The organism is Streptomyces saintjeani, from assembly GCF_055409605.1.
Window position 1 is genome coordinate 2,333,761 of the sequence record NZ_CP189624.1, and the last position, 22,299, is coordinate 2,356,059.

23 protein-coding genes are annotated in these 22,299 nt (G+C 72.3%); 11 read left to right on the plus strand and 12 right to left on the minus strand.

All coding sequences use genetic code 11. The features are described 5' to 3' along the window. Positions 1-13: 13 nt before the first annotated feature. From ACQCO7_RS10385 to ACQCO7_RS10395, 3 genes are all read right to left on the minus strand, one after another. Positions 14-592: a TerD family protein gene (locus ACQCO7_RS10385; RefSeq protein ID WP_010352498.1), complete on the minus strand. Its 579-nt coding sequence runs from the start codon at positions 590-592 to the stop codon at positions 14-16. A gap of 155 nt (positions 593-747) precedes the next feature. Beyond that, the gene (gene uvrB / locus ACQCO7_RS10390) at positions 748-2,889 is read right to left on the minus strand and encodes an excinuclease ABC subunit UvrB (RefSeq protein ID WP_464071549.1); all 2,142 of its coding nucleotides are present in this window, start codon (positions 2,887-2,889) and stop codon (positions 748-750) included. Between the two features lie 56 nt (positions 2,890-2,945). Continuing rightward, positions 2,946-3,806, minus strand: coding sequence for an MHYT domain-containing protein (locus tag ACQCO7_RS10395; protein ID WP_010352500.1), 861 nt, complete (start codon positions 3,804-3,806; stop codon positions 2,946-2,948). 276 nt (positions 3,807-4,082) lie between these two features. On the opposite strand from ACQCO7_RS10395, the gene ACQCO7_RS10400 reads away from it, so the two are divergent. Both ACQCO7_RS10400 and ACQCO7_RS10405 read left to right on the plus strand, forming a co-directional pair. Next, positions 4,083-4,952 carry a glycerophosphodiester phosphodiesterase gene (locus tag ACQCO7_RS10400; RefSeq protein WP_464071550.1) on the plus strand — a complete coding sequence of 290 codons (870 nt, stop codon included), beginning with the start codon at positions 4,083-4,085 and terminating at the stop codon, positions 4,950-4,952. Between the two features lie 59 nt (positions 4,953-5,011). Beyond that, complete coding sequence (locus ACQCO7_RS10405; protein ID WP_464071551.1) at positions 5,012-5,566, plus strand: methylated-DNA--[protein]-cysteine S-methyltransferase; 555 nt, start codon at positions 5,012-5,014, stop codon at positions 5,564-5,566. Positions 5,567-5,598: 32 nt separating this feature from the next. On the opposite strand, the gene ACQCO7_RS10410 is transcribed toward ACQCO7_RS10405, so the two are convergent. After that, positions 5,599-6,027, minus strand: coding sequence for a VOC family protein (locus ACQCO7_RS10410; RefSeq protein WP_464071552.1), 429 nt, complete (start codon positions 6,025-6,027; stop codon positions 5,599-5,601). 100 nt (positions 6,028-6,127) lie between these two features. On the opposite strand from ACQCO7_RS10410, the gene ACQCO7_RS10415 reads away from it, so the two are divergent. Both ACQCO7_RS10415 and ACQCO7_RS10420 read left to right on the plus strand, forming a co-directional pair. Further along, the gene (locus ACQCO7_RS10415) at positions 6,128-7,036 is read left to right on the plus strand and encodes a pseudouridine-5'-phosphate glycosidase (RefSeq protein ID WP_464071553.1); all 909 of its coding nucleotides are present in this window, start codon (positions 6,128-6,130) and stop codon (positions 7,034-7,036) included. A gap of 65 nt (positions 7,037-7,101) precedes the next feature. Next, on the plus strand, positions 7,102-7,992 hold the full coding sequence (locus tag ACQCO7_RS10420; protein WP_464077188.1) for a carbohydrate kinase family protein: 891 nt from the start codon (positions 7,102-7,104) through the stop codon (positions 7,990-7,992). 770 nt (positions 7,993-8,762) lie between these two features. On the opposite strand, the gene ACQCO7_RS10425 is transcribed toward ACQCO7_RS10420, so the two are convergent. Next, complete coding sequence (locus ACQCO7_RS10425; protein ID WP_464071554.1) at positions 8,763-9,557, minus strand: methyltransferase domain-containing protein; 795 nt, start codon at positions 9,555-9,557, stop codon at positions 8,763-8,765. A gap of 222 nt (positions 9,558-9,779) precedes the next feature. On the opposite strand from ACQCO7_RS10425, the gene ACQCO7_RS10430 reads away from it, so the two are divergent. After that, positions 9,780-10,907: a magnesium and cobalt transport protein CorA gene (locus tag ACQCO7_RS10430; protein ID WP_464071555.1), complete on the plus strand. Its 1,128-nt coding sequence runs from the start codon at positions 9,780-9,782 to the stop codon at positions 10,905-10,907. A 142-nt stretch (positions 10,908-11,049) separates the two neighbouring features. Here ACQCO7_RS10430 and ACQCO7_RS10435 read toward each other — a convergent pair whose 3' ends face one another. The 4 genes from ACQCO7_RS10435 to ACQCO7_RS10450 all read right to left on the minus strand — a co-directional run bounded on the left by ACQCO7_RS10435 (position 11,050) and on the right by ACQCO7_RS10450 (position 13,077). Further along, positions 11,050-11,469, minus strand: coding sequence for a CBS domain-containing protein (locus ACQCO7_RS10435; RefSeq protein WP_464071556.1), 420 nt, complete (start codon positions 11,467-11,469; stop codon positions 11,050-11,052). 145 nt (positions 11,470-11,614) lie between these two features. Beyond that, the gene (locus tag ACQCO7_RS10440) at positions 11,615-12,010 is read right to left on the minus strand and encodes a PPOX class F420-dependent oxidoreductase (RefSeq protein ID WP_464071557.1); all 396 of its coding nucleotides are present in this window, start codon (positions 12,008-12,010) and stop codon (positions 11,615-11,617) included. A 69-nt stretch (positions 12,011-12,079) separates the two neighbouring features. Next, positions 12,080-12,721 carry a nucleoside/nucleotide kinase family protein gene (locus tag ACQCO7_RS10445; RefSeq protein WP_464071558.1) on the minus strand — a complete coding sequence of 214 codons (642 nt, stop codon included), beginning with the start codon at positions 12,719-12,721 and terminating at the stop codon, positions 12,080-12,082. Continuing rightward, entirely contained in the window at positions 12,718-13,077 is a 360-nt protein-coding gene (locus ACQCO7_RS10450; protein WP_464071559.1) for a winged helix-turn-helix transcriptional regulator, read from the minus strand. Before ACQCO7_RS10450 ends, ACQCO7_RS10445 begins: the two co-directional genes overlap by 4 nt. Before the next feature lie 101 nt (positions 13,078-13,178). Between ACQCO7_RS10450 and ACQCO7_RS10455 the strand changes: the two genes are divergently transcribed. The 3 genes from ACQCO7_RS10455 to ACQCO7_RS10465 all read left to right on the plus strand — a co-directional run bounded on the left by ACQCO7_RS10455 (position 13,179) and on the right by ACQCO7_RS10465 (position 16,400). Then, on the plus strand, positions 13,179-14,360 hold the full coding sequence (locus ACQCO7_RS10455; RefSeq protein ID WP_464071560.1) for an NAD(P)-dependent oxidoreductase: 1,182 nt from the start codon (positions 13,179-13,181) through the stop codon (positions 14,358-14,360). Continuing rightward, the gene (locus ACQCO7_RS10460; protein ID WP_464071561.1) at positions 14,312-14,791 is read left to right on the plus strand and encodes an anthrone oxygenase family protein; all 480 of its coding nucleotides are present in this window, start codon (positions 14,312-14,314) and stop codon (positions 14,789-14,791) included. The genes ACQCO7_RS10455 and ACQCO7_RS10460 overlap by 49 nt, the downstream gene beginning before the upstream one ends. A 121-nt stretch (positions 14,792-14,912) precedes the next feature. Beyond that, positions 14,913-16,400, plus strand: coding sequence for a glutamate synthase subunit beta (locus ACQCO7_RS10465; protein ID WP_464071562.1), 1,488 nt, complete (start codon positions 14,913-14,915; stop codon positions 16,398-16,400). Positions 16,401-17,064: 664 nt separating this feature from the next. On the opposite strand, the gene ACQCO7_RS10470 is transcribed toward ACQCO7_RS10465, so the two are convergent. Next, on the minus strand, positions 17,065-17,601 hold the full coding sequence (locus ACQCO7_RS10470; RefSeq protein ID WP_464071563.1) for a carboxymuconolactone decarboxylase family protein: 537 nt from the start codon (positions 17,599-17,601) through the stop codon (positions 17,065-17,067). Between the two features lie 46 nt (positions 17,602-17,647). On the opposite strand from ACQCO7_RS10470, the gene pdxR reads away from it, so the two are divergent. Beyond that, a complete protein-coding gene (pdxR, locus tag ACQCO7_RS10475; RefSeq protein ID WP_464071564.1) occupies positions 17,648-19,069 on the plus strand; it encodes a MocR-like pyridoxine biosynthesis transcription factor PdxR in 1,422 nt (473 codons plus the stop codon). A gap of 186 nt (positions 19,070-19,255) precedes the next feature. On the opposite strand, the gene ACQCO7_RS10480 is transcribed toward pdxR, so the two are convergent. Together ACQCO7_RS10480 and ACQCO7_RS10485 are read right to left on the minus strand one after the other, a co-directional pair. Then, positions 19,256-19,516: a DUF397 domain-containing protein gene (locus tag ACQCO7_RS10480; protein ID WP_010352518.1), complete on the minus strand. Its 261-nt coding sequence runs from the start codon at positions 19,514-19,516 to the stop codon at positions 19,256-19,258. After that, complete coding sequence (locus ACQCO7_RS10485) at positions 19,517-20,377, minus strand: helix-turn-helix domain-containing protein (protein WP_050369890.1); 861 nt, start codon at positions 20,375-20,377, stop codon at positions 19,517-19,519. Positions 20,378-20,868: 491 nt separating this feature from the next. Between ACQCO7_RS10485 and ACQCO7_RS10490 the strand changes: the two genes are divergently transcribed. Further along, positions 20,869-21,642 carry an ATP-binding protein gene (locus ACQCO7_RS10490; protein WP_464071565.1) on the plus strand — a complete coding sequence of 258 codons (774 nt, stop codon included), beginning with the start codon at positions 20,869-20,871 and terminating at the stop codon, positions 21,640-21,642. Between the two features lie 32 nt (positions 21,643-21,674). Beyond that, positions 21,675-22,079, plus strand: coding sequence for a hypothetical protein (locus ACQCO7_RS10495; RefSeq protein ID WP_050369994.1), 405 nt, complete (start codon positions 21,675-21,677; stop codon positions 22,077-22,079). Positions 22,080-22,299: the final 220 nt, after the last annotated feature.

The window sequence follows — 22,299 nt, forward strand, 5'->3', positions numbered from 1 at the left end:
GGTGCCGCGGCCCTCAGAGGACCGGCTGGATGGCCGGCATGAGGTCCTGGAAGGTGCGGCCGTTGGCCGGGGTGCCGATGGCGGTCATCGACCAGCCCTGGCCCACGCGGTGCACCTTGGCCATGATCTGGGCCGTGTAGTTGCCGCCGCCCGCGAGGGTGTAGCGCGCCAGCTCCTGGCCGTTGGTCTCGTCGACCAGGCGGCAGAACGCGTTCTGCACCTCCTGGAAGGTCTGGCCCGTGAACGAGTTGACGGTGAAGACGATCTGGTCGATGTGGACCGGGACGCGCGAGAGGTCGACGAGGATCGCCTCGTCGTCCCCGCCCTGACCGACGCCGCCGACCAGGTTGTCGCCGGTGTGCCGCACGGAGCCGTCGTCGCTCACCAGGTGGCGGAAGAACACGACGTCGACCGGCTGCTGGTCCGCGAAGAGGACCGCGGAGGCGTCGAGGTCGATCTCGCGGGTGCGGGAACCGAACAGGCCGCGCCGGGGGGCCGCCTGCCAGCCGAGACCCATCCGCACCGCGCTCAGGCTGCCTCCGTCGTTCTTCTGAAGACTGATTGCCTGACCCTTGGTCATGTTGACGGTCACGAGCCGATTCCCCTCTCGAACTTCCCCTGTTCCCGCGGGCTCCGCGGATGTTCCAGAACCCTACGCAAAGCTACTGACAGTGCCGTACCCGGGAGCGCGTTTTGTGTCGGTCCTGCAACACAGCGCGTACCGCGCGGCGCTCCCGGATACGCGGGTCATGCCAGGCCCCCCTCCTTCATCTGGCGCAGTTCCTTCTTCATCTCGGAGACCTCGTCCCGCAGCCGGGCGGCGACCTCGAACTGGAGGTCGGCGGCGGCGGCGCGCATCCGCTCGGTCATCGCCTCGATCTGGTCGGCGAGGTCGGCGGCCGGAGTGTCCGTCGGGACGGTGTCCTTGGCCCTGCCCTTGGCGGACTTTGCCGCCTTGGCGCGGGCCTTCTCGCCGAGCGACGGCACGGGCGCCCTGGTGCCTCGGCCGTCCTTCTTCGCGCGGTAGCCGCTGCCGAGGAGCTGTTCGGTGTCGACCTCCTCGCGCGCGATCTGGGCGACGATGTCGTTGATCTTCTTGCGCAGCGGCTGGGGGTCGATGCCGTGCGCCGTGTTGTAGGCGACCTGCTTCTCCCGGCGCCGGTTGGTCTCCTCGATGGCGCGTTCCATCGCGGGGGTGATCCGGTCGGCGTACATGTGGACCTGTCCGGAGACGTTGCGCGCGGCGCGGCCGATGGTCTGGATCAGGGACGTGCCCGAGCGCAGGAAGCCCTCCTTGTCGGCGTCGAGGATCGCCACCAGGGAGACCTCGGGCAGGTCGAGGCCCTCACGCAGGAGGTTGATGCCGACCAGGACGTCGAACTCGCCGGCGCGCAGTTCGCGCAGGAGCTCGATGCGGCGCAGCGTGTCGACGTCGCTGTGCAGGTAGCGGACGTGGATGCCGAGTTCGAGGAAGTAGTCGGTGAGGTCCTCGGCCATCTTCTTGGTGAGGGTGGTGACCAGGACGCGCTCGTCCTTCTCGACCCGGTCGCGGATCTCGTGCACCAGGTCGTCGATCTGGCCCTCGGTGGGCTTGACGACGACCTCGGGGTCGATGAGGCCGGTGGGGCGGATGATCTGCTCGACGGCGCCGTCCGCGCGCGAGAGTTCGTACTTGCCGGGGGTCGCCGACAGGTAGACCGTCTGCCCGATGCGCTCCTGGAACTCCTCCCACTTCAGGGGGCGGTTGTCGAGCGCCGAGGGGAGGCGGAAGCCGTGGTCGACGAGGGTGCGCTTGCGGGAGGCGTCGCCCTCGTACATCGCGCCGATCTGCGGGACCGTGTTGTGCGACTCGTCGATGACCAGCAGGAAGTCGTCCGGGAAGTAGTCCAGGAGGGTGTTGGGCGGGGAGCCCGGTTCGCGGCCGTCGAAGTGCATCGAGTAGTTCTCGACGCCGGAGCAGGAGCCGATCTGGCGGAGCATCTCCAGGTCGTACGTCGTGCGCATGCGCAGGCGCTGGGCCTCCAGGAGCTTGCCCTGCTTCTCCAGTTCGGCGAGGCGCTCGCCGAGTTCCTTCTCGATGTCGTTGGCGGCGCGCTCCAGGCGCTCGGGGCCCGCGACGTAGTGCGTGGCCGGGAAGATGTGGAGCTGCTGGTCGTCGCTGATGATCTCGCCGGTGAGCGGGTGGAGCGTGGAGAGGGCCTCGATCTCGTCGCCGAACATCTCGATGCGGACGGCGAGTTCCTCGTAGACCGGGAAGATCTCGATGGTGTCGCCGCGCACCCGGAACGTCCCGCGCGTGAACGCGAGGTCGTTGCGCGTGTACTGGATGTCGACGAAGCGGCGCAGCAGGTCGTCCCGGTCGATCTCCTCGCCGACCTTCAGGCGGACCATGCGGTCCACGTACTCCTGCGGCGTACCGAGGCCGTAGATGCACGAGACGGAGGCGACCACGACGACGTCCCTGCGGGTGAGCAGCGAGTTCGTCGCGGAGTGGCGCAGGCGCTCGACCTCCTCGTTGATCGAGGAGTCCTTCTCGATGTAGGTGTCCGACTGCGGAACGTACGCCTCGGGCTGGTAGTAGTCGTAGTACGAGACGAAGTATTCGACCGCGTTGTTCGGCAGGAGCTCGCGGAACTCGTTCGCCAGCTGGGCGGCCAGGGTCTTGTTGGGCGCCATCACGAGCGTGGGGCGCTGGAGCTTCTCGATCATCCACGCGGTGGTGGCGGACTTGCCGGTGCCGGTCGCGCCGAGGAGGACGATGTCCTTCTCACCGGCCTGCACGCGCTGGGCGAGTTCGGCGATGGCCGCCGGCTGGTCGCCGCTGGGCTGGTAGGGGCTGACGACCTCGAAGGGCGCCACCGTACGTTCGATGCTGGAAACGGGCCGCATGCCATCCACCGTACGACCCCCCACTGACAACGGGTCCCCATCAGGGGTTTTCCATGTCAGCGGCGCTGCGGTTCACGGACCTCGCGGCGGGCGGTGCGGCGGGCCCGGACGCTGGGGCGGCGGCCGGTGTGGTGGCCGGCCGGGTGCGCGGGGACGCCGGGTTTGTGCTCGACGGGCGGTACGGCGGGTCTGCCCATGACCATCAGCGGGTCGAACACGACGACGACGGCCGCGAGCGCGAGGAACGCGAGGGGGCCGATCAGCATCGGGGCGAGCAGGGAGGCGGGCGAGTCGCCGGAGGTGGTGTCGCCGGGGTGCGTGTGGACGCTGAGGGCGGCCATGCCGGTGTAGTGCATACCGGTGACGGCGAGGCCCATGACGAGGCTCGCGCCCACGCTCCAGAGGAAGCCTCTGACCTGTCCGGCGGCCCACAGCGCCGCTGTCGCGGCCCCCATGGCGATCGCGACGGACGCCGCGACGGTGAACGTGTTGTACTCCAGGCGCCCGTTGAGCTGCATACCGGCCATGCCCAGGTAGTGCATGGAGGCGATGCCGAGGCCGGTGATCGTCCCTCCGGTGAACAGCGCGGTTCCCGAGGCCCCCTTGTAGCCGACGATGAAGATCCCGACGCCGACCATGAGGATCGCGACACCGAGGCTCGTGTACGTGAGGGGTTTGTCGTACCGGATGGGTGCACCCTGGACGGTGAATCCCATCATCGCGACGAAGTGCATCGTCCAGATGCCGGAGCCGATCGCCGCCGAGCCGAGGGCGAGCCAGCCGGGGCGCCAGGAGTGGGAGACGAGCAGGGCTCTGGTCGTACAGCGCAGACCGAGGGCACCGCCGAGGCAGGCCATGAAGTAGGCCACCATCGGGGTGACGAGTCCGTAGCTGAATCCGTCGACCGTGCCTTGCATGCGGGGTTGCCCTTCCGCCCTGTTGATTGATTTTCCCTGGAATGCGCCCCTTCCCAGGACCGCCGAGCGGTCAGGGTTGACGCAGAGAGTATGACCCCCACCGGAATGGTCGAACGATTTTCCGGCAAAGAAACACGCCCTTGCCCCACTTGTGCGCCCGTGGTGAGCACGTGCGGCTGTCTCCATTCATTCTGTGGCCATCCGCGGTCTCCTCCTACGCCGCCCCTGTGATGTCACAGTGAATCCCGACGTGATCACAGGAAGCGAGGAGTCGTCATGCACGCGCGTGTAGCCGCCGTTACCTCCACCGCTCTTCTGGGCACCGCCGCGGTCCTCTTGGCGCAAGCGCCGGACGCGAGCGCGGCAGCCCGTCCCGCACCCGTCGTCGTGGCCCACCGGGGCGCCTCCGCGCAGGCGCCCGAGAACACGCTGGCCGCCGTCGACAAAGCGGCCGAAATGGAGGTCGCCTGGGTCGAGAACGACGTCCAGCGGACAAAGGACGGCGAACTCGTGGTGATCCACGACGACACGCTCAGGCGCACCACCAATGCGGCCAAGATCTTCCCGGGCCGGGCGCCGTGGAAAGTGAAGGACTTCACCGCGGCGGAGATCGCCCAGCTCGACGCGGGGAGTTGGTTCGGGCCCGCGTTCGCGGGTCAGCGGGTGCCGACGTTGAAGCAGTTCGTGAACCGCCTCGACACCCACCGGCAGAAACTCCTCCTGGAGATCAAGAATCCGCAGCTCTATCCCGGTATCGAGCAGCAGATCATCAAGGTGCTCGGCAACGAGGGGTGGCTCGATCCCTGGCATCTGACCAGCCGTCTGATCGTCCAGAGCTTCGACGCCGCGAGCATCCGTACGGTGCACGGCCTCAGGCCGGCCGTCCGCACCGGGTTCCTCGGTACGCCCGCCGTGGCCGATCTGCCGTCCTACGCGCGGTTCGCCGATCTGATCAATCCCTCGCACACGACGGTGACGAGCGCGTACGTCTCCGCCGTGCACGCGCTGCGGGGGCCGCACCACCGGCGGCTCCAGATGTACGTCTGGACGGTGGACGACGCCGTCAACGCGCGCAAGGCCGCCGGGTACGGGGTGGACGGGATCATCACGAACAAGCCGGACGTGGTGCGGGACTCGCTGCCGTAGAGCGCGGGGGCTGCCGGCGTCCCGGGGGCGTTGTCAGTGGCGGGTCGTACGGTGGGGGCATGAGCGGTGACGGGGAGTTCGGGCAGCGGGTCGTGTGGACCGTCGTGGACAGCGGGATCGGGCCGCTGCTGCTGGCGGCGACCGGTCAGGGGCTGGTCAACATCGTGTTCCACGCGACGGACGCGGTGCGGGAGCGGGCGCTGGAGCGGCTCGGGGACCGGTTGGGGGCGGTTCCCGAGGCGGCGCCCGGCTCGCCCGTGCTGGCCGAGGCGGTACGCCAGGTCGAGGAGTACTTCGCCGGGCGGCGCCGGGACTTCGCGCTGCCGCTGGACTGGTCGCTGATCTCCGGCTTCAACCGGCGCGTGCTGCGCGAGCTGGCGGCCGGTGTGCCGTACGGGGCGGTTGTCGGGTACGGCGACCTCGCGCGGCGCGTCGGCCGGCCGGAGGCCGCGCAGGCGGTGGGGGCGGCGATGGGGTCCAACCCGCTGCCGGTCGTGGTGCCTTGCCACCGGGTCGTGGAGAGCGGCGGCGGGATCGGGGGGTTCGGGGGCGGGCTGGAGACCAAGCGGCGGCTGCTGGCGCTGGAGGGGGTGCTGCCGGAGCCGTTGTTCTGAGGTGAGGCGCCGGTGGTGCGGGCAGGGGGCCGTCAGTCGTAGTGCCGTGCCTCCACCACGTTTCCGTCGGGGTCGCGGAAGTAGAAGCTGCGCGGGGCCTTCCCGCGGGCCCCGAAGGAGCCGTGGGCGACGGGGGAGGTGGGGACGTCGAGGGACTCCAGGCGGGCGCGCAGAGCGTCGTAGGCGGGCGCCGGGAGGGCCAGGCAGACGTGGTTGACGGGGTGGCCGGCGCTGGCCGCGGAGTCGGGGAGCATGCGCATGTCGGGCGCGAGGGTGAGGGGCATCAGGTCGAGAAGGGTGTCGTCGTTGACCCGCACGGAGGGGAACGGGACCTCGCCCGCCGTGAACTCGGGGAGCCGTACGGGGTCGAGGCCCACCGCGCGCGCGTAGAAGCCGGCGGAGGCGACGGGGTCGCGTACCCAGAGCACGACGTGGTCGAGACGTGCGGAGTTGTCCGTCATGCACCCCAGGCTGGTGGTGTCTCCCACAGGCCGCAAGAGTTTGACCGGCCAGAACGATCGCCAGAGATGAAGGGGAGAACGACCGACAGGAGGCGGGCCCATGGTGCTGATGGTGTCGGAAGAGGTACGGGAGGCGCTCGCCGCGCGCAGGCCCGTCGTGGCACTGGAGTCGACGATCATCGCGCACGGGCTGCCCCGGCCGCGCAACCTCCAGGTGGCGCGCGAGCTGGAGGCCGTCGTCCGCGCGGAGGGTGCCGTACCGGCGACCGTCGCCGTGCTGGACGGGCAGCCGCGCGTGGGGCTCGACGAGAAGCAGCTGGAGCGGATCGCCGACAGTGACGGCATCCGCAAGCTGGGCCATCGTGACCTGCCGCTCGCGGTGGCCTCCGGCGCGAGCGGGGCGACGACCGTCTCCGCGACCGCGCAGCTCGCCGCGCTGGCCGGTGTGCGGGTGTTCGCGACCGGTGGGCTCGGCGGGGTGCACCGGGAGTGGACCCTCACGCAGGACGAGTCCGCCGACCTCGGGCTCCTCGCGCGCACGCGGATCACCGTCGTGTGCGCGGGCGTCAAGTCCATCCTCGACGTCCCCGCGACGCTCCAGCGCCTGGAGACGCTCGGCGTGGCCGTCGCCGGGTACGGCACGGACCGCTTCCCCGGCTTCTACCTGTCCGACTCCGGTCACCCCGTGGAGTGGACGCTCCGTACGCCCGGTGAGGTCGCCGAGGTGATGCGGGCGCAGGACCTTCTCGCCGGCCCGGAGTCCGCCCTCATCGTCGCCAACCCCGTCCCCGAGGAACAGCAGCTGGAACCGGGCCTCCACGCGCGCGTACTCGCCGACGCGCTCCAGGCGTGCGAGGCCGAGAACATCACCGGCCAGGCCGTCACCCCCTTCCTCCTCTCCTACCTCGTCCGCCACACCGACGGGACGTCCCTGGAGGCCAACCTGGCGGCCGTACGCGGCAATGTGCGGCTCGCCGGGCGCATCGCGGCTGCTTGGGCGGGGGATTGAGGAGGCGGGGCGGCGGTGGGCGCGGTGGGGCGGGGTCGGGGGCTTCGGCGGACGGTTTCGGTGGGCTGTTGGTTGTCGGGGACGTTGTCACCGATGTGGTTGCGCGGTATCGGGGGCCGTTGGACGTGGGGACCGACACCGCTGCTGTCGTGCGGCGGCTGCCGGGTGGGGCGGGGGCCAATGTGGCGTGTTGGGCGGCCCATTGGGGGTGCGGGGATGTACGGCTGCTGGGGCGGGTCGGGGTGGCCGAGGCGGGGTGGCACGAGCGGGAGCTGGTGGGGTGCGGGGTACGGCCGTACCTGGTCGTCGATCCGGAGGCCCCGACCGGGACGGTCATCTGTCTGGTCGACTCCGGTGCGGCGGCCGAGCGGACGTTCCTCACGGACAGCGGCGCGGCGTTGCGGCTGGCGCCCGGGGACTGGTCGGACGAGTTGCTCGACGGCGTCGTACGGGTGCACCTCTCGGGGTACCTGCTGTTCTCCGCCGACGGACGCGCGCTGGTCCGCGTCGTCCTCGCGTGCGCCCGCGCGCGGGGAGTGCCGGTGAGCCTCGATCCCGCCTCGGCCGGTTTCCTCAAGGAGCTGGGCGCCGAACGGTTCCTGGAACTCGTCGACGGCATCGACGTACTGCTCCCCAGCCGCGACGAGGCGTGCCTCCTGACCGGCCTGCGGGACACGGCCGACGCGGCGGTCGAACTCAGCCGCCGTATCCCCCTGGTGATCGCCAAGGACGGCCCGTACGGCGCCCTGGTGGCCCGTGCCGGTTCCCTCCTCGCGCGCGTACCCGCGGTGCCCGCACAGCCCCACGACACCACCGGCGCGGGCGACGCGTTCACCGGCGCTTTCCTCGCGACCCTGACGACGGGTGCCTCCCTGGAGGCCGCAGCGGCGGAGGGGTGCCGCGCAGGCGCACGCGCGGTGGAGGTGGTGGGCGCTCGGCCGCCGGGGCGGGGGTGAGGGGGCGGTACGAGGAGCTGGGAGCTTCCCGGTGTTCGCCGGGCGGAGGGGTGGCGGGGGCGCGGAGCGTGGACCGGGGGCCGGGGGTCAGGGGCCGTCGGAGGAGGACGGTGAGAGCCCGGAGCGTAGACCGCGGGTGCCGTCGGACACACACGCGCACGCGCACGCGCCGCACAGGCGGCAGGCGGCAGGCGGCAGGCGGCAGGCGGCAGGCGGCAGGCGGCAGGCGGCAGTACAGCCTCGCTCCCCCACGGCCCCCGCGCGCGTGCCGATCAGGGATCAGCACCCCCGCAGCAACCTCGCTCGGCGCACTGCCCCCGTACGTGTGCCGACCAGCGGACGGCGGCTTGGGCCTCCTCGGCCTCCCGCACCGCCCCCGCGCGCGGGCCGACCAGGACGTATCCACCGGACACTCACTCCCCCGAGCCCGGCCCCACCCGCGCGCCGACCTGTCGCCACGCCCCCGTCCGGCAGGTCGAGCAGCGCACCGCGGCACTCTGCTCAGCAGCCCTTCCGGCATGGCCGGCAACTCCTCGCGGCACCCCGCTCAACTCCCGTCCGGCAAGGCGCGTTGCCTGTCCGGCTGCGTGAGCCTCGGCGGTCCGGCAATGCCGGGCGAGGTGCCGGGCCGTATCCGTACGTGGCTGTACGCGCGGATACGACGGGCGACGCCGCACTGGCCCTCCCCACGGCGCCTGCTCTCCGCCGTTCCCGCACCACGATCTCCCCAACGGCCCCGCCCCTCCCCGAAGACACCCCTCGCGCCCGTCCTACCCCTTCCTCCCCCACGCCGAGATCATCGGTGCCGTCGCCAGGTCCATCTCCCCCGTCGCCACGTTCGCGAGGTGGTGGTCGATGTCCTCGTCCGTCGCGAGGCCCGCGGTGATGAGGTCGGTGCGGAGGTGGTGGATCGTCGCGGATTCGAGGGCGGCGCAGGCGGGGGAGGCGAGGGGGAAGTACGCGTCGGCCTCGACGCGGTGGAGGCCGGCGTCGCGCAGGAGGCGGGGCAGGCGGCGGCCGTAGGAGAGGTCGGCGCCGCGTTCGGCGAGGAGGGTGCGGAAGGCGTGGCGGAGACGGTTGGCCAACTGCTGGGCGGGGCCGTGTTCGTCGGGGCAGAGGAGGGGCTGGAGAGCAGGGTCGGCGTCCTCGATCAGCAGGCGTCCGCCGGGGCGGAGAGCCTTGATCATGGAGTGCAACGCCCGTTCGCGGTCCGGGACATGGACGAGTACGAGCCTGGCGTGGACGAGGTCGAACCCCTCCCCCGGCGGCTCCTCGGCGCCGACGTCGTGGACGCGGACCTCGATGGGCGGGCGCGCGGCGCGCGCGAGGTGGGTGGTGTCGATGTCGGTGGCGAGGACCCGGCCGGTGGGCCCGACCTTCTTGGCGATCCAGGAGGCGACGGAGGTGCCGCCCGCGCCGACCTCCCAGCAGCGCCAGCCGGGGCCGATGCCGAGCGCGTCGAGGTGGCGGAAGGTGGTGGGGTCGAAGAGCGTGGCGAAGGCGTCGAAGCGCTCTCCCGCCTCGGCCCGCCGGTTGTCGAGGAGATACCCGTCGGTTCGCGTCATGATCGGATCATCCCATTTACCCCGGTTCCCGGATGTGGGCGACGCGGCCGGAAATCCGCTCCCCGCATGGCTTCCCGCACCAGGGGAACAGAGTTGTCCACAGGGGGGAACAGGGCGGAATCAGAGTTTTCCACAGGCTTACCCGACCCTTGCGCCGACCTGGCACACTGACCAGCCAAGCGCGGGAAACGCGGCGTACGGGGAGCCGACGAGGAGATCCACATGACCATGGCGGGAAATCTGCGGAAGGTCACCGGCCTGGGCGGGGTCGGCGGCCTGCGCCGGGTGGCCCGGCTGGCGCGGCGGCGCGCGAAGGTCGATCTCAGCCATCACGCGCGCTCGCCGCTGGGCTCCTCCGTGGTGAACTGCGTGACCTACAAGGAGGGTGCCCGGGCGCCCTCCGGCGCCGATCTGGTGGAGACGGTGGAGCGGGTCCGCAAGCAGGGCCACGGCTTCGTCTGGCTGGGGCTGCACGAGCCGACGAACGCCGAGTTCGCGGGCATCGCCGAGCTCTTCGACCTGCACCCGCTGGCGGTCGAGGACGCGGTGGAGGCGCACCAGCGCCCGAAGGTGGAGCGGTACGGGGAGACGCTGTTCGCGGTCTTCAAGACGGTCTGCTACGTGGAGCACGAGCAGTTGACGGCGACCAGCGAGGTCGTCAACACCGGCGAGATCATGGTGTTCGTCGGCCCCGACTTCGTGATCACGGTCCGGCACGGGCGGCACGGCTCGCTGGGCCCGCTGCGCGAGGAGCTGGAGGCGGACACCGCGCAGCTCGCCAAGGGCCCCTCGGCGGTGCTGCACGCGATCGCGGACCACGTGGTGGACGACTACCTGCACGTCACGGACGCGATGCAGGCCGACATCGACCAGGTGGAGACGGACGTCTTCGCGGAGGACGGCGCGCGAGCCGATCCGGGCCGGATCTACCAGCTCAAGCGTGAGCTGCTGGAGCTGAAGCGGGCGGTGGTGCCGCTGGGCCGTCCGCTGCTGGACCTCGCGGACCGTCCGGTGCGGGTGGTCGACCCGGAGATACAGGCGTACTTCCGGGACGTCTCGGACCACCTACAGCGTGTCACCGAGCAGATCGCCGCCTTCGACGAACTCCTGAACTCGATCCTCCAGGCGCATCTGGCGCAGGTGACGGTCGCGCAGAACGAGGACATGCGGAAGATCACCGCGTGGGCGGCGGTGATCGCCGTGCCGACGATGGTGTGCGGGATCTACGGCATGAACTTCGACCACATGCCGGAGCTGCGCTGGAAGTTCGGGTATCCGCTGGTGCTAGGGGTGATAGCGACGGCGTGCCTGGCCCTGTACCGGGGCTTCCGGCGCAACGGCTGGCTCTGACGGAGGCAGGCCGGTACGCCGGAAGCGGGGTCGGTCCGGTCGGTCCGGAGACGCGGAGCGGTCCGGCCCGACCGGCGACACAGGGTGACCCGGTCGGGCCGGGAACCCGGCGATCCGCCCGTCCCCGGAAGCGCGGGCCCGGTCAGCCGCGGGCGTACACGCTCTCCGCCCACGACGCGATCTGGCTCTCCGTGAGGTGCTGCGCGAGATCGGCCTCGCTGATCATGCCGACGAGGCGCTTGTTCTCGATCACGGGGAGCCGGCGGATGCGGTGCCCCTGCATCTCCCGCAGCACCTCGTCGACGTCGGCTCCGGCGTCGATCCAGCGGGGCGTGCCCTGGGCCATCTGACCGGCGGTCACCTTGGCCGGGTCGTGCCCCATGGCGACGCAGCCGACGACGATGTCGCGGTCCGTGAGGATGCCGCAGAGCCGGTCGTTCCCGTCGCTGATGGGCAGCGCCCCGACGTCGAGGTCGCGCATCAGCTGGGCGGCGCGGTCGAGGGTCTCGTGCATGGGGATCCACTGGGCGCCCCGGTGCATGATGTCTCCGGCGGTGGTCATGGACTGCCTCCCTGGCCGGGCGGCCGGCACGGCGCGGACGCGCCGCTGTCCCGGCGCCCTACATTCTTGCCGCGCATCGGGCGGGCCGCATGTCCACGAGGCGGACCCGGCGACGCCGGGCGTCCCGCCCCCGCCGGGAAGCCCCTCAGGCCGAGAACCCCACGACCTTCTCCGGAACGACCCGGATGATCACCCTGGCCTCGTCGTCCTTCTCGGCGGGCGGGTCGATGCCCAGGTATCTGTGCGAGAGGTCGTGCGGGAGCCGCTTCCCGGGGTCCGGGAGGATCTCGGCGCGGCCCCGGATCTCGACCGAGACGTAGGGGTTCGCGAGGTCGAAGACCGTGAGGCTGATGCGGGGGTCGCGGCGCAGGTTGCGCACCTTCTGCCGGTTGTCCAGGGAGCTCAGCAGGACGGTGTCGTCCTCGCGTTTCATCCAGACCACCGAGTTGTGCGGGGCGCCGTCGGGGCCGAGGGTCGCGACGGACGCGAAGTTCTTGCCGTCGAGGAGGGCGCGGACGGTGTCGTCGAAGGAGATCGTCATACCGACACCCTATTTAGATGCACGCGCATCTAACAGCGCTTCGGCCGACTCTCCCTCGCTTGTTCGCTCTCAGCCGTTCCACGCGGGGTGCCGGGGATCGTCGGCCCGCACCAGGACGTCCGCGCTCGCCGCCGGGCCGGTCTCCCGCTCGTACCGTTCGAAGGCGGGCAGCGTCCACTGCTCGCCCTGCGGGGTACGGCGGCGCAGGGAGCCCGGGGAGAGGTGGATGTGGACGCTGAGGTCGAAGGGGAACCAGTGCCGCAGCAGGAGCGGGCCGTGGAGCAACAGGAGCCCGCCGGGCGGGAGTTCGACGTACGGGCTGCGGGTCGCGCGGTCGGTCGCCGGGTCCCACAGGTCGGGCAGGATACGGCCGGTACCGTCGGGTTCGAGGGGGCCGAAGACCTCGCGCCACAGCGCGCGGGTGTCGAACCAGCCGTCGTAGTAGGCGTCCACGTCGTGGTGGCCGTACTCGAAGCGGAGCGACGCGGGGCGCAGGAAGCCGTGGGTGTCGACGACGCGGGAGGGCCGGCCGCGCGCCCGCAGGCCCTCCGCGACCCGCGCCGCGAGGTCCCCGGGCCGGGCCGCCGGAGCACCGTCGAAGGCGATGCGTGGCCAGGGGCCGCCGTCTGTCGGTTTCAGATCGGACAGCCGCTCCGCCAGGAGGTCGGAGAGGCGGTCCCAAGTGATCGCTTCTAGTCGCACAGTGGTCATGATGCGTCAGAGGCGGCGGGGGGCGAGGCTTCGGGGAGGTGGGCCTCGCTCCACGCCCGGGCCGCGTCGAGGAAGGGCAGGAGGGTGCGGCCGAGGGGCGTGAGGGCGTACTCGACGCGGGGCGGGTTCTCGTCGTACGCGGTCCGTGTGACGTATCCGTCGCGTTCCATCGCGCGCAGGGTCTCGCTGAGGACCTTGGGGGTGGCCCGGATCGGCACGCGGAGTTCGGTGAAGCGGCGGGGGCCACCCTCAAGACAACGGATGACCATTCCTGACCACTTTCCTCCGACCCTGAACGGAACGTCGGCAGAGGGGCAGGCGGGATGGAACATGTCCGGGCGGAGTGCGTCGGTCATCCGTCGAGGTTAGCGCCGATACCGTTGCGGTGACCGGCACTTCATGGTCCATGCTCCGGGCCGGGCGGCGAGACGCGCCGCCGGTGAGGAGGCCGAGAGACATGGACGGGATCGTCGTCTTCGGGGCCGGCGGACGGGCCGGACGCGCGGTGTGCGCGGAGGCGCTGCGGCGGGGCCTCGCGGTGGTCGGGGCGGTACGGGATCCGGCGCGGCATCCCGGGCTCGGGGAGAGCGGGGTGACGGTCGTACGCGGGGACGTCACCGCTCCGCAGGGGGTGCTGGCCGGGCGGGCGGGCCGGTGGGGCGTCGTACACGCCGCGGCGAGCTTCGAGCCGGACTTCTTCGCGCGGGCCGTCGATGCGCTGCTCGCGGCGGAGGGGGTGCCGCGGCTGGTCGCCGTAGGACTGTTCGCGGATCTGCTCGGGCCGGACGGGCGGCCCGTGATGGAGGATCCGGCGGCGTTCCCGCCGGAGCACCTGCCGTTCGCACGGGCGCACACCGCCGGACTGACGCGGCTGCGGGCGGCCGGGGGCGGGACGGACTGGGCCGTCCTGACGCCGGGCGGCGAGCTGACGGAGGGTCCGGCCGAGGGGCAGTACGTCATCGGAGGGGACCAAGTGCCCGCGGGGGCGCCCGGGTTGACGTACGGGGATCTCGCGGTGGCCTTGGTGGACGAGGTGGTGGCGCCCACTGTGCGCGGGGGCCGGGGGGGCGGTCTGGGTGCCGGTGGGGGTGGCACGCGTGATGGCGTAGGCCGTACGCGTGCGCGCGGGGGTGGCCCGTCCGGCGGCGTCCGCGCGGGGTGGCTTCTTCCCCCGCACGTGTACGCGTGCGCGTGGGTGGACCACAGCCCGCCGATGAGCCGGACGGTGTCGCTGTGCCGTACGCGCGCGGTCCGCTGGGAGGGAACGCTTGCCGTGGGGCCGGGGCGGTCCGCCGTACGCGCGCGTGCCGTACTGCCCGTCGGCCAGAGCCGCCCACACCTCGGGCTCCGGTGCCGTACGCGCTCGTGCCGTAACGACTACGCGCTCCAGCTCCAGAAGTGGCTGGCTCCGGTGCCGTACGCGCGCGTGCCGTACTCCCCACGCCGATCCGCCCCCGGTGCCCGCCCCAGCAGCCGCCCCGCCGTCGCCCAGGCCCGTCGCCGTGCGTGTCGTCGATGTCGGCCGGGCATCACTTGTGGTGACGGGGCTGGTGGGGCAGGATCTCGGCGGCGAAAGGGGGTTCGACGTTCATGGTGGACGGGCCGTACGTGGCGATGGCGGTGGCCGGGGTGCTGGTGACCGGTGTCATGGCGGGCGTGTTCGCGGCGTTCTCGGTGCTGGTCATGCGGGGGCTCGGGGCGTTGCCGGCGGCGCAGGGGGTGGCCGCGATGAACGCGATCAACCGGGCGGCGCTGACCTCGGTGTTCATGTGGCTGTTTCTGGGGGCCGCGGCGGTGTGCGCGGTGGTCGCGGTGGTGACGTTCGTGCTGTGGCCGGAGCAGGGGCGGGTGGAGCTGCTGCTGGGCAGCGGGCTGTACCTGGTGGGCGCGTTCGGGGTGACGGTGACGGCGAACGTGCCGCGCAACGAGCGGCTGCTCGGGCTCGGCGCGGAGTCGGTGGAGGGGATCGCGTACTGGCCCGCGTACGTGCGCGAGTGGACGATGTGGAACCACGTCAGGACGGTCGCCTCGGGCGCGGCGGCCCTCGCGTACGCCTTGGCGTTGGCCTGAGCTTTCCGCTCTGCGTGAGCGGCGGGGGCGTCGTATCGTGGCGGAAAGGTGCCGTCGTACGTGCCGGCGTACGGCGCCCGCCGCAGGTGCGGACGTGCGGACTCCCCCGAGGACATCAGCCATGGCGGACCCCAAGGGATTCATGCGCACCCCCCGTCAGGACTGGCCGCGCAGGCCCGTCGCGGAGCGGGTGCGGGACTGGGACGAGGTGTACGTCCCCGGGGCGCTGCTGCCCATCGTGGGCGCGCAGGCGGACCGGTGCATGGACTGTGGGATCCCGTTCTGTCACGACGCCTGTCCGCTCGGGAACCTGATCCCGGAGTGGAACGACCTGGTGTCCCGGGCGGACTGGCGGGCGGCGGGCGAGCGGCTGCACGCGACCAACAACTTCCCGGAGTTCACCGGCCGGTTGTGTCCGGCGCCGTGCGAGGCGGGGTGCGTGCTCGCGATCGACCAGCCGGCCGTGACGATCAAGAACGTCGAGTGCGCGATCGCGGACCGGGCCTGGGAGGAGGGGCTGGTGGCGCCCCGGCCGCCCGACCGGCTCTCCGGGCGGACGGTCGCGGTGATCGGCTCCGGGCCCGCCGGGCTCGCCGCCGCGCAGCAGCTGACGCGCGCGGGGCACACGGTCGTCGTGTACGAGAAGGACGACCGGCTCGGCGGACTCATGCGGTACGGCATCCCCGAGTTCAAGATGGAGAAGCGGCACCTGGAGCGCCGTATCGGTCAGATGCGGGCCGAAGGGACGAAGTTCCGGACATCCACGGTCGTCGGGCGGGACGTTCCGGCGGACCGGCTGCGGGCTCGGTACGACGCGGTGGTGATCGCTACGGGGGCTTCGGCGTGGCGGGAACTTTCGGTGCCGGGTCGGGAGTTGGAGGGGATACATCAGGCCATGGAGTACCTGCCGCCGGCCAACCGGGTGTGCGAGGGAGATACGGAGGTCTCCCCGCTGTCGGCCGCCGGCAGGCACGTGGTGATCGTGGGCGGAGGTGATACGGGTGCGGACTGCCTGGGGACGGCGGTACGGCAAGGGGCCGCGTCGGTCACGCAGCTGGACATCTACGGCCGTCCCGACGGCGAGCGCGACCCCGACGCCGACCCGTGGCCGACGTACCCGAGGATCTACCGCCTCTCCGCGGCGCACGAGGAGGCGGCCGAACTCGGCACGGCACCCTCCGCCCACGCCGACGCGCGCCTCTTCGCGGCGTCCACACTCCACTTCACCGGCGACGAGGCGGGCCGGGTGAACGCCCTCCACCTCGTCGAGGTCGACGAACACCGCAACCCCCTGGACGGCACCTCCCGGTCCCTCCCCGCCGACCTCGTCCTCCTGGCCCTGGGCTTCTCCGGCCCCGACCTCTCGGACGGCCTGCTCGACCAGCTGAACGTGTCCCTGACCCCACGCGGCACGATCGCCCGCGGACGCGACTTCGCCACGAACGCCCCGGGCGTCTTCGCCACCGGCGACGCCGCGCGCGGACAGTCACTGATCGTCTGGGCCATCGCGGAGGGCCGATCGGCGGCAGCGGCCGTCGACCGCTACCTGACGGGCAACTCGACCCTGCCGGCCCCGATCGGCCCGGACGACCGGCCGATGATCGTGTGAGACCGGCGGGGCGTGCCCGGCGGAGCTCTGTCCGGCCCGGGACCAGGGCCTCGGTACAGCAGCCGGGGCATCCGTGCGGCCGAGGCGGGGGCCTCCCGGCGACGTCCCCTGCTCGGACGGCCCGGCGGGCGGGAGTCAGGGCTTCGGGTGCCTCGTGCGGGGGTTTCGTGCGGTCGGGGGCGCAGCGTCCGTGAGGGCGGGGACCTGTGCATCGGTTCCCCTGGGCCCGGCGCGGGTCAGCCAGGCGCGTGCGGCAGGGAGTGCACATCGGGACCTCGCGCGAAGGGCTGCCGAGGTCTCGTACGGAACTCCGTCAGGCTCCCCGCGCGAAACCCGCCTCGGAGTCCCCTCGCGTGCCCCTGCCGGCGTCACCCAGCGAGGGCCCGCCGGGCCTGTACGACGGCCGCCGAGGCCCGTGAGAAGCGGCTGGCCGGGGCCGCGTGCCGAGGGTGGGCGGCGCGCCCGCGCGGAAGCCGACCGGAGCGCTGTACCGGAAACGGACAGGTCCACCGGCAAGGCAACCGGAGTCCCGCACCGACAGCAGACGGCACATCCCGCACGGAAACCGGCCCAGCCCCCGCGCCGCAGGCCGAACAGCACGCCCGCGCGGAAGCCGGCCGCAGGCCCCTCGCCGAGGCCCGCCCCCGCCCCTCCCGCGGAGCGTTCAGCGTTCGTCCGTCCCCGCCACCTTGCCCGTCGCCAGGGCCACCCGGTTCCACGTGTTGATCGTGCAGATCAGGGCGATCAGCTGGGCGAGTTCGTGGTCGTCGAAGTGGGTGGCCGCCTCGGTGTAGACGGCGTCGGAGACGCCTCCCTGAGGGAGGGTCAGGGACTCCGTGAGGGCCAGGGCCGCGCGCTCCTTCGGGGTGTAGAAGTGGCGGGCCTCGCGCCAGAGGGGGACGAGGTGGAGGCGGTCCTCGTGCTCACCGGCCTTGCGGGCGTCGTTGGTGTGCATGTGGAGGCAGTAGGCGCAGCCGTTGAGGTGCGAGGCGCGGATCTGGACGAGTTCGACGAGGGCGGGGTCGAGTCCCTCGCGTGCGGCCATGCCGAGGGCCGCGATGGCGCGGTAGGTCTTGCGGGAGGCGGTGGCGAAGTCCAGCCGGGTGCGGGCGGTCTCTGCGGCGGCGACACCCGCCTCGATGTCGGCGGCGGTGATGCCGGTGTCGGTGGCCGTCAGCGTCTCTGTCGTCTGCGTCGTCATGCCTCGAATCTAGGCCCCGCAAAGCCCCTCTGTAGGGTGCATTTCCATGGCGAGTTCATGGGTCAATTCTGCCCGGCGCATCGGCTCCGACCTGCACCTCGACGTGTCGGGCCCGGGCGGGCGCCGGGCCGCTGTCGCCGGTGCGCTGCGGGACGCCGTACGCAGTGGCCGGCTCACGCCGGGAACCCGGCTGCCGCCGTACCGTTCGCTGGCCGCCGACCTCGGGGTGGCGCGGAACACGGTGGCGGACGCGTACGCGGAACTCGTCGCCGAGGGCTGGCTGACCGCGCGGCAGGGGTCGGGCACGCGCGTGGCGGACCGGACGGAGCCCCTGCGACACGCCGGGAAACCGGCGGTCGGCGGCCCTCCACGCGCGCGTGGCCCGCGATACGACCTGCGGCCGGGTACGCCGGACGCCTCGTCGTTCCCGCGCGCGGCCTGGCTGGCGTCCTACCGGCGGGCGCTGAACGCCGCGCCGGGCGACGCGTTCGGGCCGGGGGACCCGGCGGGGCGGCGGGAGCTGCGGGAGGCGCTCACGGAGTTCCTGGCACGCGTGCGCGGGGTGCGCACCGAGCCGGACCGGATCGTGGTCTGCGCCGGCTTCGCGCACGCGCTGCGGCTGCTGTTCGGCCAGGGCGGTGGCGGGGTGCTGCGCGGCCCGGTGGGCGTCGAGTCGTACGGGCTGGCCTTCCACCAGGACCTGCTCGCGGACGCGGGCGTACGGACCGTACCGCTGCCCCTGGACGACCACGGCGCACGCGTGGACGTGCTGGGGCGGGAGCGGGCCGTCCTGCTCACCCCGGCCCACCAGTTCCCGACCGGCGGCCCGCTGCACCCGGAGCGCAGGGCGGCGGTGGTCGACTGGGCACGCGCGCGCGGGGCGATCGTCCTGGAGGACGACTACGACGGCGAGTTCCGCTACGACCGCCGTCCCGTCGGCGCCGTCCAGGGGCTCGACCCGGAGCGGGTCGTGTACGTCGGCTCGGTCAGCAAGAGCCTGTCGCCGGCCCTGCGGCTGGGCTGGATGGTGCTGCCGGGCCACCTGGTCGACGCCGTGCGCGAGGCGAAGGGCGAGCGGGAGGCATGGTCGGGCGTCCCCGAGCAGCTCGCGCTGGCCGATTTCGTCGTGTCGGGGGCGTACGACCGCCATGTGCGCCGGATGCGGCAGCGGTACCGCGCGCGCCGTGACCGGCTCGTCGCGGCGCTGGCCGAGCGGGCGCCGCACATCCGGGTCAGCGGGGTCGCGGCGGGGCTCCACGCGGTGCTGCGGCTGCCGGACGGCACCGAGCGGGCGACGGTCGAGGCGGCTGCCGCGCGCGGGGTCGCGCTGGAGGGCCTCGCCGGGTTCCGGCACCCGGCGGCGGAGGGATCTCTGGGCGACGGTCTCGTGGTCGGGTACGGCACGCCGTCGGAGCACGCGTACGAGGGGGCGCTGGGGGCTCTGTGCGCGGTGCTGCCGGGGCCGTAGGGCGGCCACCGTTCCCGGTGGACGCCCCGTACCGCATGGGGTCGTGCGCTGTAGGTCACCCGCCTAGCGGGCGGTCGATACGGTCATAACTGATCAATGTGGGTCGAGCAGTCAACTTTAGAGAGGTGCGAGAAGCAAACAAGAAGAGAAGTCACCGAACATGATCCGAACCCGTGAACAAGATGTTCAGGAGAGCAGGAAGTCCGCCTCACCCGCCTTCGCGCCCTCGATGAACGCCGTCATCTCGGCCGGGGTGTAGATCAGCGCGGGCCCGTCCGGATCGGTGGACTGGCGCAGCGCGATCCGGCCGTCCTCCAACTTCATCGCCTCCAGGCAGTTCCCCCCGTTCCCGCCGCTCCACGGCTTGTGCCAGCCCTCGTTGCCCAGTTCCCGCGCGGGCATGCCGTTGTAGATCCGCGGGGCGGGAGAGGACGAGATGCGCTTCATTTACAGCTCCTTGCGGAGATCCCGGAGGATCTCCTTCGTGCGATGTGCCGTAGCGGCCTGCGCCGCCATGCGGTCCATGACCTCAAGGTGTGTCGCCACCTCCTCGCGCGCGTCGAGATAGACCGCGCCGGTCAAGTACTCGCTGTAGACCATGTCCGGAAGCTCCGGCATGGCGAATCGGAACAGCACGAAGGGCCCGTACGTACCCGGATGCGGCCCGCTCGCGAACGGAGCGATCTGAAGCACCACGTTGGGCAGCTTCGCGGCGTCGAGCAGCCTGTCGATCTGTGCACGCATCACCTCCGGGCCGCCGACCGGGCGGCGCAGCACCGTCTCGTCCATGACGACCCATATACGGGGCGCGTCGGGACGAGTGAGCAGTTCCTGGCGGCGCATGCGCAGATCGACGAGACGGTCGATGTCTTCCGGCCGGGTCCGCGCGATCGCGCCCGAGACGAGCACCCCGCGCGCGTAGTCCTCGGTCTGGAGCAGTCCGGGGACGAAGTGCGGCTCGTACTGGCGGATCAGGGCGGCGGCGCCCTCCAGGCTGACGTGCATGGAGAACCAGCCGGGCAGGACGTCGTGGTACCGCTGCCACCAGCCGGGCCTGTTGGCGTCCTCGGCGAGCCGCACGAAGCCCTCGGCCTCGTCGCCCGCGACGCCGTACGCCTTCAGGAGCAGTTGCAGGTACGGGATCTTGAGCGCGACCTCGGCGTTCTCCATCCGGCGGATCGTGGCGGGCGCGACGCGCAGGACCTTGGCGGCCTCCTCGCGTTTGAGCCCGGCGCGTTCCCGCAGATCCAGCAGGCGTCGGCCGAGGACCACCTGTCCCACGGTCGGCGCGGACCGCGGCTCACTCACGCTCCACCTCCACGAAACTCCACGAACGTCCCCGACTCTTCTCCTGACCCGCACGGCGGCCCGTCCGGCGGCCACACGGGCTGTCCGGTCGGAAAGATTCCCGACAGCCCTGCGGCGCCGTTCGGAGACCTCGCGGAGTTCTGTCCGGCCGCCACGCGCGCGTACGGCGATGTACGTCCGTGCGTGGGCGACGGCCCTCCGGTGTCCCAATCGGCGCCGCTCTACGTGCTGTTGCGAGCAGTGTGCCACGGCGTCCCACTGCGTCGCGCGGCACTCTGCAATTTTCAGAGTGACACTTGCCAAGTGTTCGCGGCGGGGCGATAGTGGCAAGCGTGATTCCGTCCGCGCCTTTAGGAACAGACGCCGCCGCAGGCCGCCCCGCCGGTCTCGGTGCCGCGCCGGGAGCAGGTTCTGACCAGACCTCTGCCGAGCGCAGGTTCCAGTTCGAGCTGGCCGCACATCCGGGTTCCCCGGCCCAGGCGAGACGCCTGGTGCGGGCCCGGCTGACCGGCTGGGCGGTGTGCGAGGACACGTGCGACTCGGCCGCCCTGGTCATCACCGAGCTGGTCACCAACGCGATCGTGCACACGGCCGGCGGGGTCGTCGTGTGCGAGCTCCAGGACGGCGCGGAGACGCTGCGCATCGCGGTGCGTGACGAAGGATGCGCGCCCGGTGAGCCTCGCCCGTCCCCCCAGCTCCCCGAGGAGGAACACGGCCGCGGCCTCCTCCTCGTCGACGCCCTGTGCCGCGCCTGGGGCGCCCAGGAGCACGGCCCCGGCCTCCTGGTGTGGGCCGAGCTCCCCCGGGGCGCCTCAGCCCCGCACAACGACCTCGGCTGGGGCGCCCGCCCCAAACCGACCCCCTCCGACGAGCCCGCCCCGCACGAGGGCGAGAGCGGCAAAGCGGCTCCCACGGGGGCGGGCGGGGACCTCGACGAGCGGGTGGTGGCTCAGCGGGCGGGGGCTTCGCGGTACGCCGTCGAGGCGCCGGCCCCGTCGTCCCACGTCGCGCAGGTTCAGCAGCGTGCCTCCGTGGATCCCGCGCACGCGCAGCGCCCCGCGCCCCCGCTTCCGCACCATCCGCCGCACACCCATCCCGAGCCCCATCCCCTTCCGGGGCATCCGAGCCGTTCGGGCAGACAGCACGCCCAGAGTCCTGACGGCGATTCCACCAGCTGGCGCTCGCACCCCGGTTCGGCCACCGCGACGTCGCAACCGGGTCTTCCCGGCACCGGCGAGCGGGGCCGGGAGCGGGGCAGGGCGTGAGCGCCCCGTCCGCCGAAGGTCCGGTGCTCACCATGAACACGCTCGTCCGAGTCGGCCGCCATCTGTCGCACACCCCCGGCGCCCCCGCGCGCCTGCCCGTACCCGACGGCATGACGGTCCCGCTGGGCTGCGACGCCGTCGCCGTACCCGCGCGTCTGGGCCCCCTCCTGATGCCGCGCCTCCCGCGCGTGGGGTGCGTGTACGCCGACGACACGCACTGGTGGTGGCTCGTCCCCGCGGACTCCGACTACGCCGTCGAGTGGCCCGCGCCCGCGCAGTACGCGACGGGGGCGGTCCTGCCCGACACGCCGCACACCCTCACGCTCATCAACCGGCCGACGGGGACCGTCCCGTACACGCCGCCGATACCGCTGTACCTGGCCCTGTGCCGGCTGACGGGGGCGACACCGACGTGGTCGCGCCCGATCAGCGCGTAACGCTCCGAGACAGCGGGGCGGCGCGTCCCATGGGCCGCGTGATCTCTTGAGGCTGCGTGTTCCGGCGCAGCCTCAAGCCCTCTCCCCTCCCCCACCCCACAGCGCACGCCCGCGCACAAGCACCACCCGCCGCGCGCCCTCCCCCGCCCCGCCCCCGCACGCCATAGTGGCCCTTCGTGCATATGCGGAACCGCCACCCGGGGGAGGCAGAGCGTGCGCA

Excerpts from the sequence above, each read along its gene's own strand:
- uvrB (WP_464071549.1), bottom strand. The coding sequence starts at position 2,889 with ATGCGGCCCGTTTCCAGCATCGAACGTACGGTGGCGCCCTTCGAGGTC.
- ACQCO7_RS10395 (WP_010352500.1), bottom strand. The coding sequence starts at position 3,806 with ATGCAAGGCACGGTCGACGGATTCAGCTACGGACTCGTCACCCCGATG.
- ACQCO7_RS10400 (WP_464071550.1), top strand. The coding sequence starts at position 4,083 with ATGCACGCGCGTGTAGCCGCCGTTACCTCCACCGCTCTTCTGGGCACC.
- ACQCO7_RS10405 (WP_464071551.1), top strand. The coding sequence starts at position 5,012 with ATGAGCGGTGACGGGGAGTTCGGGCAGCGGGTCGTGTGGACCGTCGTG.
- ACQCO7_RS10410 (WP_464071552.1), bottom strand. The coding sequence starts at position 6,027 with ATGACGGACAACTCCGCACGTCTCGACCACGTCGTGCTCTGGGTACGC.
- ACQCO7_RS10415 (WP_464071553.1), top strand. The coding sequence starts at position 6,128 with ATGGTGCTGATGGTGTCGGAAGAGGTACGGGAGGCGCTCGCCGCGCGC.
- ACQCO7_RS10425 (WP_464071554.1), bottom strand. The coding sequence starts at position 9,557 with ATGACGCGAACCGACGGGTATCTCCTCGACAACCGGCGGGCCGAGGCG.
- ACQCO7_RS10430 (WP_464071555.1), top strand. The coding sequence starts at position 9,780 with ATGACCATGGCGGGAAATCTGCGGAAGGTCACCGGCCTGGGCGGGGTC.
- ACQCO7_RS10435 (WP_464071556.1), bottom strand. The coding sequence starts at position 11,469 with ATGACCACCGCCGGAGACATCATGCACCGGGGCGCCCAGTGGATCCCC.
- ACQCO7_RS10440 (WP_464071557.1), bottom strand. The coding sequence starts at position 12,010 with ATGACGATCTCCTTCGACGACACCGTCCGCGCCCTCCTCGACGGCAAG.
- ACQCO7_RS10445 (WP_464071558.1), bottom strand. The coding sequence starts at position 12,721 with ATGACCACTGTGCGACTAGAAGCGATCACTTGGGACCGCCTCTCCGAC.
- ACQCO7_RS10450 (WP_464071559.1), bottom strand. The coding sequence starts at position 13,077 with ATGACCGACGCACTCCGCCCGGACATGTTCCATCCCGCCTGCCCCTCT.
- ACQCO7_RS10455 (WP_464071560.1), top strand. The coding sequence starts at position 13,179 with ATGGACGGGATCGTCGTCTTCGGGGCCGGCGGACGGGCCGGACGCGCG.
- ACQCO7_RS10460 (WP_464071561.1), top strand. The coding sequence starts at position 14,312 with ATGGTGGACGGGCCGTACGTGGCGATGGCGGTGGCCGGGGTGCTGGTG.
- ACQCO7_RS10465 (WP_464071562.1), top strand. The coding sequence starts at position 14,913 with ATGGCGGACCCCAAGGGATTCATGCGCACCCCCCGTCAGGACTGGCCG.
- ACQCO7_RS10470 (WP_464071563.1), bottom strand. The coding sequence starts at position 17,601 with ATGACGACGCAGACGACAGAGACGCTGACGGCCACCGACACCGGCATC.
- pdxR (WP_464071564.1), top strand. The coding sequence starts at position 17,648 with ATGGCGAGTTCATGGGTCAATTCTGCCCGGCGCATCGGCTCCGACCTG.
- ACQCO7_RS10480 (WP_010352518.1), bottom strand. The coding sequence starts at position 19,516 with ATGAAGCGCATCTCGTCCTCTCCCGCCCCGCGGATCTACAACGGCATG.
- ACQCO7_RS10495 (WP_050369994.1), top strand. The coding sequence starts at position 21,675 with ATGAACACGCTCGTCCGAGTCGGCCGCCATCTGTCGCACACCCCCGGC.